This window comes from Streptomyces sp. NBC_00076 (assembly GCF_045041235.1).
GTDB lineage: Bacteria > Actinomycetota > Actinomycetes > Streptomycetales > Streptomycetaceae > Streptomyces.
Genome location: NZ_CP108242.1, coordinates 4,060,008 through 4,076,303, shown reverse-complemented (window position 1 = coordinate 4,076,303; position 16,296 = coordinate 4,060,008). Strand labels below are relative to the sequence as shown.

The 16,296-nt window shown below is 69.2% G+C and carries 14 protein-coding genes, 2 tRNA genes and 1 pseudogene; 7 read left to right on the top strand and 10 right to left on the bottom strand.

The features are described from left to right. Positions 1-2 precede the first annotated feature (2 nt). A complete protein-coding gene (locus OHA64_RS18435; RefSeq protein ID WP_405614318.1) occupies positions 3-668 on the top strand; it encodes a class F sortase in 666 nt (221 codons plus the stop codon). A gap of 242 nt (positions 669-910) precedes the next feature. Further along, positions 911-1,936 (top strand): glycoside hydrolase family 6 protein, encoded by a 1,026-nt coding sequence (locus tag OHA64_RS18430; RefSeq protein WP_405614316.1) that lies wholly within the window; start codon positions 911-913, stop codon positions 1,934-1,936. Positions 1,937-2,054: 118 nt separating this feature from the next. On the opposite strand, the gene OHA64_RS18425 is transcribed toward OHA64_RS18430, so the two are convergent. The 4 genes from OHA64_RS18425 to OHA64_RS18410 form a co-directional block, all read right to left on the bottom strand. Next, entirely contained in the window at positions 2,055-3,992 is a 1,938-nt protein-coding gene (locus OHA64_RS18425) for a galactose oxidase-like domain-containing protein (RefSeq protein ID WP_405614314.1), read from the bottom strand. After that, complete coding sequence (locus tag OHA64_RS18420) at positions 3,989-6,013, bottom strand: glycosyltransferase family 2 protein (RefSeq protein ID WP_405614312.1); 2,025 nt, start codon at positions 6,011-6,013, stop codon at positions 3,989-3,991. Before OHA64_RS18420 ends, OHA64_RS18425 begins: the two co-directional genes overlap by 4 nt. Positions 6,014-6,325: 312 nt before the next feature. Beyond that, positions 6,326-6,748, bottom strand: coding sequence for an FCD domain-containing protein (locus tag OHA64_RS18415; RefSeq protein WP_405614310.1), 423 nt, complete (start codon positions 6,746-6,748; stop codon positions 6,326-6,328). 2 nt (positions 6,749-6,750) lie between these two features. Next, a tRNA-Lys gene (locus tag OHA64_RS18410) sits at positions 6,751-6,824 on the bottom strand. A gap of 350 nt (positions 6,825-7,174) precedes the next feature. Here OHA64_RS18410 and OHA64_RS18405 point away from each other — a divergent pair. The 5 genes and pseudogenes from OHA64_RS18405 to OHA64_RS18385 form a co-directional block, all read left to right on the top strand. Next, positions 7,175-7,441, top strand: a pseudogene (locus tag OHA64_RS18405) (peptidoglycan-binding protein); the annotation flags it as partial. A 69-nt stretch (positions 7,442-7,510) separates the two neighbouring features. Continuing rightward, a complete protein-coding gene (locus OHA64_RS18400; RefSeq protein ID WP_405614308.1) occupies positions 7,511-8,620 on the top strand; it encodes an SPFH domain-containing protein in 1,110 nt (369 codons plus the stop codon). 159 nt (positions 8,621-8,779) lie between these two features. Further along, positions 8,780-9,385 (top strand): lytic polysaccharide monooxygenase, encoded by a 606-nt coding sequence (locus OHA64_RS18395; RefSeq protein ID WP_405614306.1) that lies wholly within the window; start codon positions 8,780-8,782, stop codon positions 9,383-9,385. 113 nt (positions 9,386-9,498) lie between these two features. Further along, entirely contained in the window at positions 9,499-9,960 is a 462-nt protein-coding gene (locus OHA64_RS18390; RefSeq protein WP_405614304.1) for a DUF3592 domain-containing protein, read from the top strand. A gap of 39 nt (positions 9,961-9,999) precedes the next feature. Then, entirely contained in the window at positions 10,000-11,682 is a 1,683-nt protein-coding gene (locus tag OHA64_RS18385; RefSeq protein WP_405614302.1) for an AMP-binding protein, read from the top strand. A 179-nt stretch (positions 11,683-11,861) separates the two neighbouring features. Here OHA64_RS18385 and OHA64_RS18380 read toward each other — a convergent pair. The 6 genes from OHA64_RS18380 to ehuB form a co-directional block, all read right to left on the bottom strand. Next, positions 11,862-11,935, bottom strand: a tRNA-Lys gene (locus OHA64_RS18380). Positions 11,936-12,130: 195 nt separating this feature from the next. Then, positions 12,131-12,889, bottom strand: coding sequence for an IclR family transcriptional regulator (locus OHA64_RS18375; RefSeq protein ID WP_405614300.1), 759 nt, complete (start codon positions 12,887-12,889; stop codon positions 12,131-12,133). Between the two features lie 222 nt (positions 12,890-13,111). Next, the gene (gene ehuA / locus OHA64_RS18370; protein WP_405614298.1) at positions 13,112-13,909 is read right to left on the bottom strand and encodes an ectoine/hydroxyectoine ABC transporter ATP-binding protein EhuA; all 798 of its coding nucleotides are present in this window, start codon (positions 13,907-13,909) and stop codon (positions 13,112-13,114) included. Next, positions 13,899-14,546 carry an ectoine/hydroxyectoine ABC transporter permease subunit EhuD gene (ehuD, locus tag OHA64_RS18365; RefSeq protein WP_405614296.1) on the bottom strand — a complete coding sequence of 216 codons (648 nt, stop codon included), beginning with the start codon at positions 14,544-14,546 and terminating at the stop codon, positions 13,899-13,901. Before ehuD ends, ehuA begins: the two co-directional genes overlap by 11 nt. Beyond that, the gene (ehuC, locus tag OHA64_RS18360; RefSeq protein ID WP_405614294.1) at positions 14,543-15,283 is read right to left on the bottom strand and encodes an ectoine/hydroxyectoine ABC transporter permease subunit EhuC; all 741 of its coding nucleotides are present in this window, start codon (positions 15,281-15,283) and stop codon (positions 14,543-14,545) included. The genes ehuD and ehuC overlap by 4 nt, the downstream gene beginning before the upstream one ends. After that, on the bottom strand, positions 15,283-16,209 hold the full coding sequence (gene ehuB / locus OHA64_RS18355) for an ectoine/hydroxyectoine ABC transporter substrate-binding protein EhuB (protein ID WP_405614292.1): 927 nt from the start codon (positions 16,207-16,209) through the stop codon (positions 15,283-15,285). The genes ehuC and ehuB overlap by 1 nt, the downstream gene beginning before the upstream one ends. Between the last annotated feature and the right edge of the window lie 87 nt (positions 16,210-16,296).

Here is a 16,296-nt window from a genome sequence, read left to right as displayed (position 1 = left end):
CGATGTCCGACCGAGAACGCGTCAGCGGCACCGGCCGGCTGCTCACCGGCGTGGTCTGGGCGCTCCTGCTGCTCGGGCTGTGGCTGTGGGGACGAGAGGTGACCGACGTACGGCATGGCGTGTCCGCTCCTGCCACCGGCGACATGGCGGCGGTCGGCCGGCCCCCGGACGTGCGACTGCCGCCCCCGCACCGGCCGCTCGGGGACGCGCTTCCGCAGCGCGTCGACATCCCCGGCCTCGGCATCCAGGCACCGGTCGTGGCCCGCGGCCTGGACGGGCAGGGGGCGATCGATCCGCCGCCCTTCGACCAGGCGGGTGTGGTCGGCTGGTACGCGGCCGGGGCGAAGCCCGGGGCGGCCGGGACGGCCCTGATGGTCGGTCACGTCGACACCGAGACCCGGCCCGCCGTCTTCTACCGGATCAGCGCGATGAAGCCCGGCGAGACGGTCCGGGTGTTCCGCGACGACGGCAGGATCGCCGAGTTCACCGTCGACGACGTCCAGGTCGTCAACCGCGACCGCTTCGACGCCCAGCAGGCCTACGGACCCCGGAAGACCGGGCGCTCCGAACTGCGGCTGATCACCTGCGGCGGCACCTTCGACCGGGTGAGCCGCAGCTACTCGGCGAACGTGATCGTCTCGGCGTACCTCACGGGCACGGCACTGTGAGGGCAGGCCCTTGGCACCTGGCCCGGTCCTGCGACCGCCGCCGTCGACGAGTGGTGCTCCGTGCGCCCGGGCGGACGGATGTTCGACGCGGTGAGCGGGTACTTGGTGTGTCCCGTACCGGTGGGCGAACTCGCGACCATCGGGCTGTAACAGCTCCCGGACAAGGCCCGGGTGTCCTCATGGGCGACGCGACTGATGTGTCACGATTGAGACTTGGAACGGTGCACCCAAGGGGGAGTTGGATGTACGTCAGCAGGGGGGCTGGAACGCGGGCTGCCGCGGCGGTGCTGGGGGCGGCACTGCTGCTCGCAGGCTGTTCCTCGGGCGACGGAGGCGACGGCGAGGAGCAGCAGGACGACAACACCGGCATCGCCCAACAGCCCAAGGAGACGGACCCGTTCTGGGTCAACCCGGACGGCAACGCCGCGCGGCAGGTGAAGGAGTACGAGAAGGCGGGCAAGAAGACCGAGGCCCAGCAGCTCCGCAAGGTCGCCGAGCAGCCGACCGCCGAGTGGATCAACCCGGAGAACCCCGAGGAACAGGCCCGGGGCTACACGGAGGCGGCCGCGAAGGCGGACCGGGAAGCGCTGCTGGTCGTCTACAACATCCCGCACCGGGACTGCGGCCAGTTCTCGTCAGGCGGTGCCGCCGACGGCGACGCGTACCGGTCGTTCCTCGACAGCGTGGCCGAAGGCATCGGCGACCGCCCCGCGAGGGTCATCCTGGAGCCGGACGCGGTGCTGCACATGGTGGACAACTGCACGCCCAAGGAGTTCCACGAGGAGCGCTACGACCTTCTCCGTGACGCCATCGAGAAGCTCACGTCGCTGAAGAGCACGAGGGTCTACCTGGACGCGGGCAACGCCGGCTGGGGCAAGCCCGACGAGATCTTCGAACCGCTCAAGCGCGCCGGCATCGACCAGGCCGACGGCTTCGCGGTCAACGTCTCCAACTTCTACCCCACCGGGGAATCCATCGCCTACGGCAAGGAACTCTCCTCGAAGGTGGGCGGCAAGCCCTTCGTCATCGACACCAGCCGCAACGGCAACGGCCCCTACGACGGCGGCGACCCGGACAAGCGCTGGTGCAACCCGCCCGGCCGGGCTCTGGGAGAGAACCCGACCACCGAAACGGCCGACCCGCTCGTCGACGCGTACGTCTGGGTCAAGCGCCCGGGGGAGTCGGACGGCGAGTGCAAGGGCGGCCCGAAGGCGGGCGAGTGGTGGCCCGACTACGCCCTGGACCTGGCTGAGGCCTCAGGTACCTAGACGCGCGCGGGGCTGTGTCGGCACGCCGCACGGCCCCGCGGACCCGACCGGCCCCAGCGCTCCCGCACTCATCAACGTGCGGCAGCGCTGGGGCCGTTCACCTAGGGCGCCTTGAGGCCTACGGCACCTTCACCCACTGCGCCTTCGACGGTGTCCCCTGGTCGTCGTTCACGAACACCATGTACCAGCCCGACTGAACAACGTTCTTGTTCTTCGGCACCGTCACCGTGATCTTGTCCCCGGACGCCTTGAAGTCCAACGCGATGGACCGCTGATCGACATCGGTCACATGCGTCGCCGCACTGGGCCGGATCAACCGCACCTTCTTGATCGACGAGGCGTGCTGGGACGTGAACGTCCCCGACCCACCCCGCTCGATCGTCTGCGGGCCACCCGACAGCGACGGCCGTGAGTCCCGGTACAGGTACGGCGGCGTGTAGATCTCGATGCGCTGCTCGAACGTCCCCGGCTTCGTGTTCGCCGCGTCGCCGTACAACGAGTCCGACCCGAAGAACATCACCCGCCCGTCGGGCAGCAGCAGCGATCCGGAGTGGTAGTTGCGCCCCACCAGCGGATCGGCGACCTTGTCGAGCGTGTTCCGGTCCGGGTGGTACAGCCGGGCCTGGAGGATGTTGGAGTCGCCGCGACCCCGGTAGTCCTCCGAACCGCCGGACACCAGCACGGAGTCGTCCGGCAGCACCGAGGCCTGGGGATAGCGGGTGCCCTTCTCCAGCCTGGGCCCGTCCACGAACTTCGGGCTGTCCGCCTTCATGTCGACGATCCGGGTCCGGTTGCTGGACAGCTTGGACTCGCCGACCCCGCCGCCGCCGATCACCATGTACTTCTCGTCCTGGGCCGGCGGCAGCAGCACGGTCCCGGACGTCTCCATGAGGTTCGGGTCGCTCAGCCCGGGGATCTTCGTGAACTTGTTGGTGTCCACGTCCCACACACCGGGGTCGCGGCCCACGTTGTCCGGCCCGTACCCCGCGTTCGAGCCCGAGTACAGGACCTTGCCGTTCTGCAACAGGAACAGCGCCGGGTAGGTCGGGAACTGCATGGTCTTCGGCAGGTACGTCCACTTCTTGGTCTTCGGGTCGAAGGTCTCGTTCTTGCCCGGGACCAGCTGCCCGATGTCGTCGAGGCCGGAGACGCTGAGGATCTTCCCGTCGCTCAGGGTGGTGAGCGTCGGGTACCAGCGGGCCTCCTTCATCGGGTCGACCTTGATGTACTTCTCGGCGATCGGGTCGAACTCGAAGGCGTCGCGGATGCCCTGGAAGTCCTTCTTGTCGAGGGCGAGCTTCTGCGCGATGCCGTACGTGTTCTTGGCGTCGGCGCCGGACAGACCCTGGATGCGGTAGTTGTCCTGGGTGCCCGTCTCGTACTTGGCGCCGCTCTTCTGCGCCTCGACGTAGATGCGCCCGAGCCCCGGGGAGTTGCCGAGGAACTTGCCGGTCCGCTTGTCGAAGTTCTTCTTCGCCCGCTCGACCACGACCGGGTCCTTCGACACGAAGGCCTTGCCGTTCTTCTTGCCCACGAACTTCGTGCCCGCGGGCAGCGTGATCGGCTTGTCCGGGTTCTCGTTGTGGACGATCATCAGGCCGCCGGCCTTGGTGACGTCACCCTTCAGCTTCTCGTACCGCTTGGTACCGCCCGCGATCAGCAGATTGCCGTTGGCGAGCTGGGTGTGGCCGGTGCAGAACAGGTCCTTGGGCGTGGGGACCTTCTTGATGGTGCCCTTGACGGGATCCCAGACCCGGGTGTCGAACTTCTTGTCGTCGAAGTTGTCCTGGTTGTTGCCCGAACCCGCGACGAGCAGCACCTTCCCGGTGCGCAGCAGCGCCGCGTGGATGGTGTTCTGCCGGTACTCCTCGGGGAACTCGATGACGTCCCACTTGCCGTTCTCGGCTTTGTACTCCGGTCTGTCGATTTGGTACTGGTGGTATTTCTCGGTGCTGAAGCGGTACAGCCACGGCCCGTTCATCCCGGCCAGCGCGAGCACCACCGCCGTGCCGATCGCGAGTCGACGGGCGCGGCGGCGGCCTGCTCGGTCGTTCATTCCTTACGTCCCCCAAGTCCACCAAGGGCGATCTGCATGGTCTGGTCGCCCGTGCCGTTCGAGGCGGCCCAACTCGGCTTCTGCTGCGGGGCATGCGGGACATGCGGTGCGTTCGGTGCGTGCTGGGCGCCAGTCCGCTGCGCGGGCAGCGACTGCGACTCGTAGGCGCCCGCGGGAGCCGCGGGCTGGGCGACGGGAACCGCGTCCTGCGGCTCCTGTTCGGGCACGGCGGGCTTCTTCTTCGCCTGCCGCAACTGGTGGCGCCAGGCGAAGATCGGCGTCGCGGTGACCAGCGTGGCGAAGGTCGCCCAGATGATCATCGCGGGGTGCGAGTGCCCGAAGACGAAACCGGCGGTGATGGACGCGCCGAAGATCAGGATGAAGTACCAGTGGTACCGGAAGGTCGCGAACCACCTGTCGGGGCTCGCCGAATCGCCCTTGGGCGTGACCACGAACTTGCTCTTGCGGCGCAGGACGGAGTCGACCAGCGCCTTCGCGTAGAGCGGCGCGGACAGGGCGGACATGGCCATGCCGGCCACACCGCCGGATCCCTCCGGCTCGTGCGGGGAGACGTTGTGCCGGCGGTTCCAGATGTACAGGCCGATCTGCAGCGCGGAGGCGTTGCCGTAGAGCATCAGCCACACGGTCGGGTCGATGTTCACACCCGAGGCGCCCAGACCCAGGAACAGCGCGCAACTCATCGCCGCGAGGATCCAGTTGAGGGCCGACATCGGGTAGAAGATGATCATCATCGTGTAGTTGAAGAGCTTGCTCGGCGGCAGCGAGTACCAGCCCTTCCAGTACTGCTTGAGGATCGTCTCGTACGTACCGCGGGACCAGCGCATCTGCTGGGTGAAGAAGTCCGTCCAGGCGCTGGGGCCCTCACCGACCGCGAGCACGTCCGGGGTGTAGACCGAGCGCCACTTCTTGCCCGTCGCGGGGTTCCTGTGCCGGTGGATCTCGAAGCCGGTGGCCATGTCCTCGGTGATCGAGTCGTACAGGCCACCGATCTGCTTCAGCGCCTTGATGCGCACGGCGTTGGAGGTGCCCACGAACATCGGCGAGCCGTAGCGGTTGCCGGCGCGCTGGATCAGCGCGTGGAAGAGGAACTGCTGCGACTCGGCGGCCTTGGTGATGAAGTTGTCGTAGTTGCCGTAGACCTGCGGGCCGATGACGAAGCCGATGTTCGGGTCGCGGAAGAAACCGAGCATCCGTTCCAGGTAGTTGGGCAGCGGCACGTGGTCGGTGTCGACCGAGGCGAAGAAGTCGTACTCGTCGCCGTGCGCGTCCAGCCAGGCGTTGTAGTTGCCGTGCTTCGTCTTGGCGCGGTGCGGGCCGCTGGCCTGGTTCCACCGGGCGACGCCCTTGCGGGAGAAGTGGTGCACGCCCAGGCGCTCGCACACGGCCTTGACCGCGGGATCGTCGCCCTCGTCCAGGAGCCAGACATGCATGAGGCCGCGGTGCCGGATCCGCACCGCGGCTTCCAGGGTCTTCGTCACCATCTCCAGCGGCTCCTTGCCGGGCACGAAAGAGGTGAGGAAGGCGACTCTGGTGCCGGTCTCGGGCACCACCGGGACCGGGTCGCGGGCGACCAGGGTGGCGTGCGCGTTCGACAGCACGTTCATGCAGCGGAAGAACTCGATCAGACCGATCGCGACGAGCATCACGATGTCGAGCGCGGGCAGCCAGGAGAAGGCCGGGTAGTCGCGCTCGGTCCAGTGTTCGGGCTGCAACAGCCAGGCCAGCAGCACCAGCGAGAGCAGCGGCGCGGCGGCGAGCATCAGCGCGACCCTGATGCGGTGCGGTTCCTGCGAGAGCAAGGAGCGGTACTGCACTCTGTACGGCTTGGTCGGGTCGGGCTGGGTGAGGGGACCTGCCAGCCTGCTGTAGTGCTCGTAGTCGTACTTCGGCAGCGTCTTCTTTATCCGGCGAAACGCGCCGGTCCGGTGTGACGGCACCCTGAGCTGGGTGGTCTGGGACGGGTCGTAGTTCTGCCGGGCGCCCGTCGGCGTCGACGTCATGAGTCATCCCCCCACACGTGTGTTATCACGTGTCAGTCGTATCTTTACGGCTGCTTCAGTCCCCCTAGACCTTCACAGTCGTATCAGCGGTGGGCCACAGTCACCACATCGTCCACATCTAGGACACGGAACTGCGACCTTCCGGTTGCATGATGCCCCCCTCGGCATCGGTCCATGAACGGGGCCCCCTCTCCCCGTAGCACCGGCAACCGGCTCTTTGCCCCCCAACTGCCGCGAATCCGCAGCATCTTGAAAACCAGGGTTCTACGGTGTTCATCATGATCGCAAGATGCGAAACGCGGTGTTTACCGGTCATACGCGTTCATTGTGGTCCGTGTGGGGACCTTGTGGAGCCGTTGTGGACAGGCAGGTGCGGATGCCGCCGAAGCGCTTCCCTGTGACACCCTCCGCCCTGATCGCGTCGCCCGACCTCGCCGCCTCCAGGATTGTCCCGGTCGGCCGGCAGGTGACCTGCGGATCCTGCCGAACATCCACGAGGACCATGCCTACGTGGTGTAAGGGGTCCCGGAACGCCTCCAGCACCTCGCCCAGCAGTACGATGTCCAGCGCCCGGTGGAGGGTGGCGTGAAACGCGCGGTCGGTCTCGGCGAGACCGGCTCCCTCGGCGGCCTCCCGTTCCGTACGGTCGCCGAGCCGGTTCAGTTCAATGAGGTCAGGAAACGACGATGGCGAGGCATGTTCGCGGTTTCCGCGAACATGCCTCGCCATCGACATCGTGCGCCGCCAGGGACTCGAACCCCGGACCCGCTGATTAAGAGTCAGCTGCTCTAACCAACTGAGCTAGCGGCGCCCGCTGACCTGCACAACTTTACCGGATGCGATGAGGTGCTCCGGACCGCCGTATCGCCGGCCCCGGACCGTTCGTCCGGCGTTCGGCGGCGGGTCGTGTACATCATTCGGACCGTCAACATGCGCGTCGGGACGACAGTTGAGAAACTGACGAACGTGCACAGGCGCGGACATTTCCACCCGAGGTATGAGGGGAATCGCATGGCGGCTCCGGTCTTCGAGGAACTCGATCCCGCGAGCGACTGCGACTGCCCCGGATGCGTTCACTGGCGGCGGGTGCTGCCCCAGTCCACGGTCGCCCGACACCCGGCCGCCCACCGGGCCGTGACGCCGGACACCTCCGAGCCCGCCTCGCCCGCAGGGCCCGCCTCGCACGGTGTGCCCGGTTATCCGGGGCGGGCGATGTTCCGGCCGGGTGCGGACAACGAGTACGTCACCCAGCTGGGCCGACAGCTGACGAAGGAAGGATTCGGCAGGTTCTACCCGTCCGGGCCGGGACCCCGCTGGGGCGAGGCGGACCGGCGCGGCGTCGAGGCCTTTCAGCGCGCCCAGGGATGGCGGGGCGGCGCGGCGGACGGCTACCCGGGGCCGGAGACCTGGCGGCGGCTCTTCTCGTAGAACCACGCACCGGCAGGGGGCGACCCACGCACTGTCATGGCGTATCTGGCGCGGAGGCTGGAGGCACGCATGAGTACGACCACTTCACACACGCCCGAGTCCGAGGGGCCGACCCGGCCCGTCCGGCTCATCCAGAACGAGGCGACCACCGAGATCCCCGTCCACCTGCTGTTCCGTGACGAACCCGAACCGGTGCCGCTGCGGCCCTCCGTCGTGGGGCGCCGGGAGGGGACGGGGGAGCAGCCGCGGCTGCGCCGGCCGGCTCCCGCGCAGGCGCGCCACGCCCCCCAGGTCGACCCCGCGCTGGTGGAGCGGCCCGCGCGGGTGCTGCCGGGGGCGGCCGGAGTGGTCGGGGGAGTCTGTGGCCTGGCCTGTGGCCTGGCCACCACCTGGTGGGCGGGCGCGCTGCCGCCGCTCGTGGAGCGGGCGCTCGGGCTGCCGTTGTACCCGGGTGCGGGGCTCGGCCCCGCGCAGTGGGCGGCGTACGCGGGGGCGGGCGCGCTCGGGCTGTTCGGCTTCGGCGGGCTGGCCCGGGGCCGGACCGGGCGGGCCTGGGTGCTCGGCCTGTTCGGCCGCTACCGGGGTACGGTCCGGCGCACCGGCCTGATGTGGGTCAACCCGCTGCTGCTGCGTCGCCGGGTGGACGTACGGCTGCGGCACTGGCGCAGCGAGGAGATGCCCGCGGCCGACGCGAGCGGGGTCGCGCTGCGGGTGGCGGTGCTGGTGGTGTGGCGGGTGCGGGACACCGCGCGGGCCACGCTGGGCGTCGAGGACCACGAGACGTATCTGCGCGAGTGTGTGGAGGCGGCGCTGACCCGGGTCCCGGTGGGGACGCCCGGCTCCGGCCGGGGTTCCGTCGACGCGGCCGCGGAGGCGCTGACCCGGCTGGTGGCGGGGGATACGGCACCGGTCGGGATCGAGGTGTTCTCGGTGCGGCCGTCGCGGGTGGAGTACGCCCCCGAGGTCGCCGCCGCGATGCACCGTCGCCGGATCGCCGCACTGGACGCCCAGCACCGGGCGACCGTCCTCACGTCGGTGGTCGACTCGGTGGAGGACACCGTGACCCGGCTGACCATGCGGGGACTGGTGGAGCTGGACGACGGCGAACGCAAGGCGCTGGTCAAGGATCTGACGGTGGCGTTCTGCGTGGGGCGTGGGGAGGCGGGGGGCGTCGGCTGAGGCTCGCCGATCGGCCCCGCCGGTCCGCCCTCCCGTGTCGACCCGTGCCGCCTCGCGATTGGTATGGACATGTTCAAGTAACCGCAATAATCTGAGACTTGGTCTAGACCTACCTGCACAGCTCACTGAACCTCCCCCACGTTCTCCAGGAGCGGCAGCATGCGCAAAAAGACCAAGTGGTACGCCGCCGCGCTCGGCCTCGCGACGACCGGAGCCCTGGTGCTCTCGTCCCCGGGTGCGAGCGGCCACGGCTACACCGACCTCCCCGTCAGCCGTCAGAAGCTCTGCCAGAACGGCTCGGTGACCAACTGCGGCGACATCCAGTGGGAGCCGCAGAGCGTCGAGGGCCTCAAGGGCTTCCCCGGCGCCGGACCGGCCGACGGCCGGATCTGCTCCGCAGGCAACACCCGCTTCGCGCAGCTCGACAGCCCGAAGACCCCGTCGGGCGGCGCCTGGCCCACCACCAGGGTGACGGGCGGTCAGCGGTACACGTTCCGCTGGCAGTTCACGGCCATGCACGCCACGACCGACTTCAGGTACTACGTCACCAAGCCGGGCTGGAACCAGAACCACAACCTGGCCCGTTCCGACCTCAACCTCACCCCGTTCCTGACCGTCCCCTACGGCGGCCAGCGACCCCCGACCACGCTCTCCCACAGCGGCACACTGCCGTCCGGGCTGAGCGGCCACCACGTCGTCGTCGCGGTCTGGACCGTCGCGGACACGACGAACGCGTTCTACGCCTGCTCCGACGTCACGTTCTGACCTGCACGGGGATGCCGGAACTCTGAGCCTTACTTGAGGCGGTCCGGCATCCCCTGTGGGTACGTTCCCCGTACGTCGCCGAACGTGACGGCGCACGGAGATCGGGGGACGTCATGGAAGCCTTCTTCTACGTGGTGCCGTTGCTCATGATCGGGATCGTGTCCTTCGCCGCGTACACGGTGATCCGCCGCGCCCGGGACATCAGCAGCGCCTGGAACAGCGGCCTGACGGCCGAGGCGCGCTGTCTGCGGACGTACACGACGACCAGCGGTGGCGGCGAGACGTCCGTGCGCACCACGCTGCACCACGTCTACGAGTTCGCCACGCGAGAAGGCCGCCCGGTCCGGTTCGACGAGACGGGCGGACCGGGGACGACCGTCGAGGGCGACATCGTCACGGTGCACTATGTGGCGGACCGTCCGGAGCGGGCCACGGCCAAGGCGCCCGCGCCCGGGAAGCTGGCGGCGGGCACGGGCTGCCTGCTGGCCGTCTTCGGGGTGCTGATCGTGTTCTGCCTGGGCTTCATGGTCGTGGCCCACACGATGTTCGACGCCGCGGACGGATTCACGCCTTAGCCTCCACATCTGACGGTGCGTCAACTACCGTGCGCCCCCATGGAGTCCAGTGACCTGGGCACGATCGCGGATCTCGTCGCCGACCGCTGGGACGACCACCGTCCCGGCCTCTGGTGCGGGGAACGGGTGCTCACGCACCACGAGGTGGCGGCCGGTGCGGCGGCCCGGGCCGCGCTGCTGGCCGACCTGCTGCCGGCCGGGGCGCACATCGGGTTGCTGCTCGACAACACCCCCGAGTACCCGTTGTGGCTGAGCGCCGCCGCCCTCGCCCGCGTGGCCGTCGCCGGCATCAACCCCACCCGCCGGGGCCCCGAACTGGCCCGCGACATCCTGCACACCGAGTGCCGGATCCTGATCACCGAACGCGCCCACCTGCCCCTGCTGACGGGCCTGGGGCTGCCCTGGGGGCCCGGCCGCGCGGGCGCGGTCGAGCGTGGGGGAGTGTGCCTGCTGGTGACGGACTCGCAGGAGTACGACGACCTCCTCGCGCCCTACGCGGGGTCCCGTCCGGACCCGTCCCGCGCCGACCCCGCCGACCGTCTCCTCCTCTACTTCACCTCGGGCTCCACCGGCGCCCCCAAGGCCGCGCTCTGCTCCCAGGGCCGTCTGGCCGCGGCCGGCCGCTCCCTGGCGGACCAGTTCGCCGTACGGCCGGACGATGTGCACTACGTGTGCATGCCGATGTTCCACGGCAACGCGGTGATCGCCGACTGGGCGCCCGCTCTCGCGGCCGGGGCGGGCGTGGCGCTGCGGCGGCGGTTCTCGGCGTCCCGGTTCCTGGCGGACGTACGGCGGTATCGGGCGACGTACTTCACCTATGTGGGACGTGCGGTGCAGTACGTCCTGGCCACCGAGGAACAGCCGGACGACCGGGACAATCCGCTGCGCCTCGGCTTCGGCACGGAGGCGGGGGCGGTGGACGCGGCCGCCTTCGAACGGCGGTTCGGGGTGCGGCTGGTGGAGGGGTACGGCTCCTCGGAGGGCGGCGCGGCGATCCAGTGGCGGCCCGGCACACCGCGCGGCGCGGTCGGTCCGGCGACGCCCGGTCTGGTGGTTCTCCACCCGGAGACGCGCGAGGAGTGCCCGCCGGCCGTCCTCGACTCCACCGGACGGCTGCTGAACGGTGACGAGGCCATCGGTGAGCTGGTCAACCGGGGGCTCAGCCCCTTCGAGGGCTACTGGCGCAACCCGGCGGCGGAGGCCGAGCGGCGGCATGACGGCGGGTACTGGACCGGCGACCTCTTCTACCGGGACGCCGACGGCTTCCTCTACTTCGCCGGCCGCGCCGACGACCGGCTGCGCGTGGACGGCGAGAACCTGGCCGCCGCGATGATCGAGAACATCCTCGCCCGGTACGAGGGCGCGGCCGCCGTCGCCGTGTACGCGGTGCCGGACCCGGTGACCGGGGACCAGGTGATGGCGACGGTCGCCGGGGACTTCGACCCCCGGGCCTTCGCCGGGTTCCTGCTCGCCCAGCCGGACCTGGGGACGAAGATGGTGCCCCGGTTCGTGCGGGTGGTGGAGCGGATGCCGGTGACCGCGACGAACAAGATCCACCGGGCGGCGCTGCGAAAGGAGGGCTTCGTCCGCGCGGATCCCGTGTGGTGGCGGCCGCCGGGCGAGGACGGGTACCGCCGGCTGACCGAGGAGGACAGGGACGGGCTCGTCGCCGAGTACCGGCAGCACGGGCGGGAAGAGCTGCTCACCGGGCAGGCGCGCTGAAAGCGGGGGCGCGGAAGGAGCCGGGAGCAGGGCGCGCGGAGAGCCATGGCAGCAGGGGACGCGGAGAGGCAGGGGGGCCGTGGGTGGCGGAGCCCCCACACGCGCGGCGAAGCCGCGCAAAAACAGCGATGGCGAGGCCGGTTCGCGCTTTCCGCGAACACGCCTCGCCATCGACATCGTGCGCCGCCAGGGACTCGAACCCCGGACCCGCTGATTAAGAGTCAGCTGCTCTAACCAACTGAGCTAGCGGCGCATGACTCTCGCCGACCGCTCGTGGCGGCTGGCGACAGAAAAATACTACCTGGTCCGAGGGGGTGCTTCCGACCACGTTTCCGGGTGGCCGCTAGGGCCTGTCCGGCGGATCAGGTCGCAGGAAATCGGCGGCGCCTCATCGACACAGGTGGGCGTGCCAGGCCCCGCGTCTGCGGCATGATCCGCCGGACAGGCCCTAGATCGCCAGGGACAGCAGCACCGGAGCCGCCCCACGGTTCAGCCGGTCCGCGGCCTGGCGGAGGCGGTGGGCGTGCTCGACCGGCAGGGAGAGGGCCAGGCAGCCGACCGAGTTGCCGGCCGTGATCGGGACGGCCGCGCACACCGTGCCGACGGCGTACTCCTGGAGGTCGAGGTGGGGCACGGTCGGCGGCTGGGACTCCAGACGGGAGAGCAGCAGCTTGTCGCTGGTGATGGTGCGCGAGGTGAGGCGGGCCATCTTGTGCCGGGAGAGGTGGTCGCGGCGGCCGTTGTGGTCGAGTTGGCCGAGGAGGCTCTTGCCGATGGCGGTTGCGTGGGCGGAGTGGCGGAAGTCGACCCACTCGTGGACCGCGGGAGTGGTGGGTCCGGCGGCGTACTGCGTGATGTCGATCTCGCCGTCGACGTACCGGCTGATGTAGACGGCGGCGCCGACCGTGTCGCGCAGCCGCTCCAGCGCGCGCTGGAGCCTCTCGCGCAGGGCCTGGTCGCGGTCCTGGGTGGAGCCGAGGCGGGTGAGGGCGGCGCCGGTCACGTACGCCCCGTCGGTGACCTGCTCGACGTAGCCCTCGCGGCGCAGCATCCGCAGGAGCGTGGTCAGGCGCTCCGGGCTGAGGCCGGTCAGGCGGGCGAGTCGGCTGTCGGTGATTCCGGTGGGATGCCGTGCCACGGTCTCCAGGACGCGCAGGGCGTCCTGGGTCGAGTGGTACGGCGCGGTCGGCTCGTGCATCAGCGCCACGGTGTTCCCCCTGCGCTCGCTCGGTCGCTCTACAGCTGGGCCGTAATCCGGACAGCGAATCCCTTCCACGATAACGGGCAAGGGGCTTGCAGCGAGCGGTTGTTGGCGAGATTCCAGCGCCCCCGCACGGCTCTCAGCTGGGGCGCTGGCACTCTGGCATATGCCAACGGCACGACCCGAGGCCCGGACCTCGGGTGTTGAGCCGTGTTCACCTCTTGTACGTCAAAGCACCGCGCTGAGGAACTCCCGGGTCCGGTCCTGCTCCGGGTCGCTGAAGATCTTCTCCGGCGAGCCCGACTCGATGACGCGACCCGAGTCGAACATCAGGACCTGGTCCGAGATGTCCCGGGCGAAGTTCATCTCGTGGGTCACGCAGAGCATCGTGATGTCGGTGGTGCGGGCGATGTCCCGCAGCACGTCCAGGACGCCGGCCACCAACTCCGGGTCGAGCGCCGAGGTCACCTCGTCCAGGAGCAGGACCTGCGGCCGCATCGCCAGCGCCCGGGCGATCGCCACCCGCTGCTGCTGGCCGCCGGACAGCTGGGTCGGCCGGGCGTCGCACTTGTCGGCCAGGCCCACCAGGTCGAGCAGCCCGCGCGCCCGCTCCTCCGCCTCGTCCTTGGACAGGCCGAGCACGGTGACCGGGGCCTCCATGATGTTCCTGAGGGCCGTCATGTTCGGGAACAGGTTGAACTGCTGGAACACCATCCCGATCTTCTTGCGGACCTCGCGGACCTGCTTCTCGGGGGCCGGGAACAGTCGCTCCCCGTCGACGGTGATCGTGCCCTCGTCGGGCTTGGTCAGCGTCATCAGCAGTCGCAGGATCGTCGTCTTGCCGGAGCCGGACGGCCCGATCAGCGTGACGTGCTTGCCGGAGTCCACGGAGAAGTCCAGCCGGTCGAGGACGGTGTTGCTCCCGAACCGCTTGGTGACCTGCTCCAGCCGGATCAGTTCGCTGCCGTCCACCGGCGGATTGGCGAGGGTGTCGGTGTTCTCTGCGGGGTTGGTGTCAGCGGACAAGGCGTCGCTCCAGGGCTCGGATCAGGAGGGAGGCGGGGTAGGCGATGACGATGAAGGCCACGCCCACGATGGTGAGCGCCTCCGTGGTGAAGGTCTCGTTGCTGAAGGCCTGGGCCTCGCCGAGCATGTCGAAGGCGCCGATGGTCGCGATCATCGGGGAGTCCTTGAGCATGGCGACGACGTAGTTGCCCAGCGGCGGGATGACGCGCCGGATCGCCTGCGGAAGGATCACCGCACGCCAGGTGCGGCCCTTGGACAGGCTCAGCGCCGTGGCCGCCTCCCACTGGCCGGCGGGGACGCCGTCGATGCCGGCGCGGTAGACCTCGGCGGTGTAGGTGGAGTAGTGCAGTCCGAGGCCGACGATGCCGGTGGTGAGCGGCGACATCGACGGGCCGAAGTTGGGCACCACGTAGAAGAGGAAGAAGAGCTGCACCAGCAGCGGTGTGTTGCGGATGAACTCCGTGACCGCGACGACCGGCCAGCGCACCCACACCTGCGTGGACCGTTGTGCCAGCGCCCACACCAGACCCAGCGCGAAGGCGATCAGGGTGCCGATGGCCAGGGCCTGCAGGGTGACGAGTACGCCGTCCCAGAACCGCGGCATGAAGTCGTCCACGACGTTCCAGTCCCAGCTCATCCCATACCTCCTGCGGACTGCGAACCGGCCTGCAGACTCTCGCCGCGGGCGCCGGGCTTCCTGGTCGTCCCGCCGGTCTTCTGCGGCTGCTGCCCGATTCCGGCCTTCGCCCTGCGCTCGACCAGCCGCATACCGCGGGTGATGAGGAAGGCGAGAACGAAGTAGAGGACCAGCAGCAGGGTGTAGATCGGGGTGGTCTCGTTGGTGCCCAGCCGGAGCAGATTGCCGGCGAACGTCATGTCGGCCACCGTGATGACCGAGACCAGGGCGGTGCCCTTCAGCAACTCGATCAGCAGGTTGTTGAACGGCGGCACCATCTCGGGCCAGGCCTGGGGCAGTTCGATCAGGCGCAGCCGCTGCCAGCGGGTGAAGTTGAGTGCGATGCCCGCTTCCTTCTGCGCCGGGGTGACGGCGGCCAGCGAACCGCGGACGATCTCGGAGCCGTAGGCGCCGTAGGTCAGGCCGAGCGCGCTGACACCGGCCCACATGGGCACCAACTGCCAGCCGAAGAGGGGCAGCGCGAAGAACATCCAGAACATCAGCACCAGCGCCGACATGCCACGGAAGACCTCGAAGTACGCCCCGGCGACGAAGCGGACGATCCAGTACTGCGAACCGCGGGCGAGACCGATGGCGAACGAGATGGCCGCGCCGAGGGCCGCGGCGTACACCGTCACCTGGACGGTGACCCAGACGCCCGGCAGGAACCAGGTGGTGAAGAACTCCGAACTCATCATCAGCCGCACAGCTCCTTCGCCGTGAGGTCCGTCATGTCGGCCTTGGAGAAGCCGAAGGGCCCGACGATCTTGAGAAGTTCCTGGTAGTCGTTCGCCTTGAGCTTCAGCAGCTCCTTGTTGAAGGCGTCACGGAAGTTCTTCTCGGACAGCCGGAAGGCGAATCCGCCGGCGCCGTAGGCGGGCTTGCCGTCCATCACGGGCTGGAACGGCTCGGTCGCCGACACGCGTCCGGAACCCGCAACCGCCGACTTGACCGTGATGCGGGTGCCCGCGAAGGCGTCCACCCGTCCCTGGGCCACCGCGTCGAGTCCGGCCACCTGGTCGGGCAGGACCAGGACGTCGCTGATGCCCGCGGCCTTGGCGTAGTCGATCTGGGCGTAGGCCTTGCCGGAGGCGAGCTTCAGGCCCTTCTTCTTGACGTCCGCGTACGTCTTGATGCCGTGCGGATTGCCCTTCTTGACGATGAAGGCGTCCAGCATGAGGTAGTCCGGGTCGGCGAACATCACCTGTTCGCACCGGAGGGGATTGATGTACATCCCGGCGGACACCACATCGAACTGCCGCGCCTTCAGCCCGGGTATGAGCGCGCCGAAGTCCACCGGCACCGGCGTGACCTCGTCGATGCCGAGCCTCTTGAAGATCACCCTGGCGATCGCCGGTGCTTCGCCGGTGGCCTGGCCGTCGTCTCCGACGTAGCCGAAGGGCGGCTCGCTGGCGATACCGATTTTCACGGACCCCTGGTTGCGCAGGGTGTCCAACAGGCTGCCGCCCAGCACCTTCCCTTCACCGGGGACGCGGCTGCAGCCGACCATCCCGAGACTTCCCGCCGCGCCCAGCGACACTGCTCCGGTCAGAAGGGAGCGGCGGCTGAACCCTCTGTGGGATTTGTTGTCGGTTCCTGATCGGTTTGCGTGTGGTCGAGCCATGGGCGCGCGGCTACCCGACTTCATTCGAGTTATGCCGATCACTTTTGGCCCCGGTTGATGCCGAGGCCCCCTTGACCGCGGGTGGAC

Coding starts and splice junctions, on each gene's coding strand:
- OHA64_RS18430 (WP_405614316.1), top strand. CDS start 911: ATGTACGTCAGCAGGGGGGCTGGAACGCGGGCTGCCGCGGCGGTGCTG.
- ehuC (WP_405614294.1), bottom strand. CDS start 15,283: ATGATGAGTTCGGAGTTCTTCACCACCTGGTTCCTGCCGGGCGTCTGG.
- OHA64_RS18435 (WP_405614318.1), top strand. CDS start 3: ATGTCCGACCGAGAACGCGTCAGCGGCACCGGCCGGCTGCTCACCGGC.
- OHA64_RS18425 (WP_405614314.1), bottom strand. CDS start 3,992: ATGAACGACCGAGCAGGCCGCCGCCGCGCCCGTCGACTCGCGATCGGC.
- OHA64_RS18395 (WP_405614306.1), top strand. CDS start 8,780: ATGCGCAAAAAGACCAAGTGGTACGCCGCCGCGCTCGGCCTCGCGACG.
- OHA64_RS18400 (WP_405614308.1), top strand. CDS start 7,511: ATGAGTACGACCACTTCACACACGCCCGAGTCCGAGGGGCCGACCCGG.
- ehuB (WP_405614292.1), bottom strand. CDS start 16,209: ATGGCTCGACCACACGCAAACCGATCAGGAACCGACAACAAATCCCAC.
- OHA64_RS18390 (WP_405614304.1), top strand. CDS start 9,499: ATGGAAGCCTTCTTCTACGTGGTGCCGTTGCTCATGATCGGGATCGTG.
- OHA64_RS18420 (WP_405614312.1), bottom strand. CDS start 6,013: ATGACGTCGACGCCGACGGGCGCCCGGCAGAACTACGACCCGTCCCAG.
- OHA64_RS18385 (WP_405614302.1), top strand. CDS start 10,000: ATGGAGTCCAGTGACCTGGGCACGATCGCGGATCTCGTCGCCGACCGC.
- ehuD (WP_405614296.1), bottom strand. CDS start 14,546: ATGAGCTGGGACTGGAACGTCGTGGACGACTTCATGCCGCGGTTCTGG.
- OHA64_RS18415 (WP_405614310.1), bottom strand. CDS start 6,748: ATGTCGATGGCGAGGCATGTTCGCGGAAACCGCGAACATGCCTCGCCA.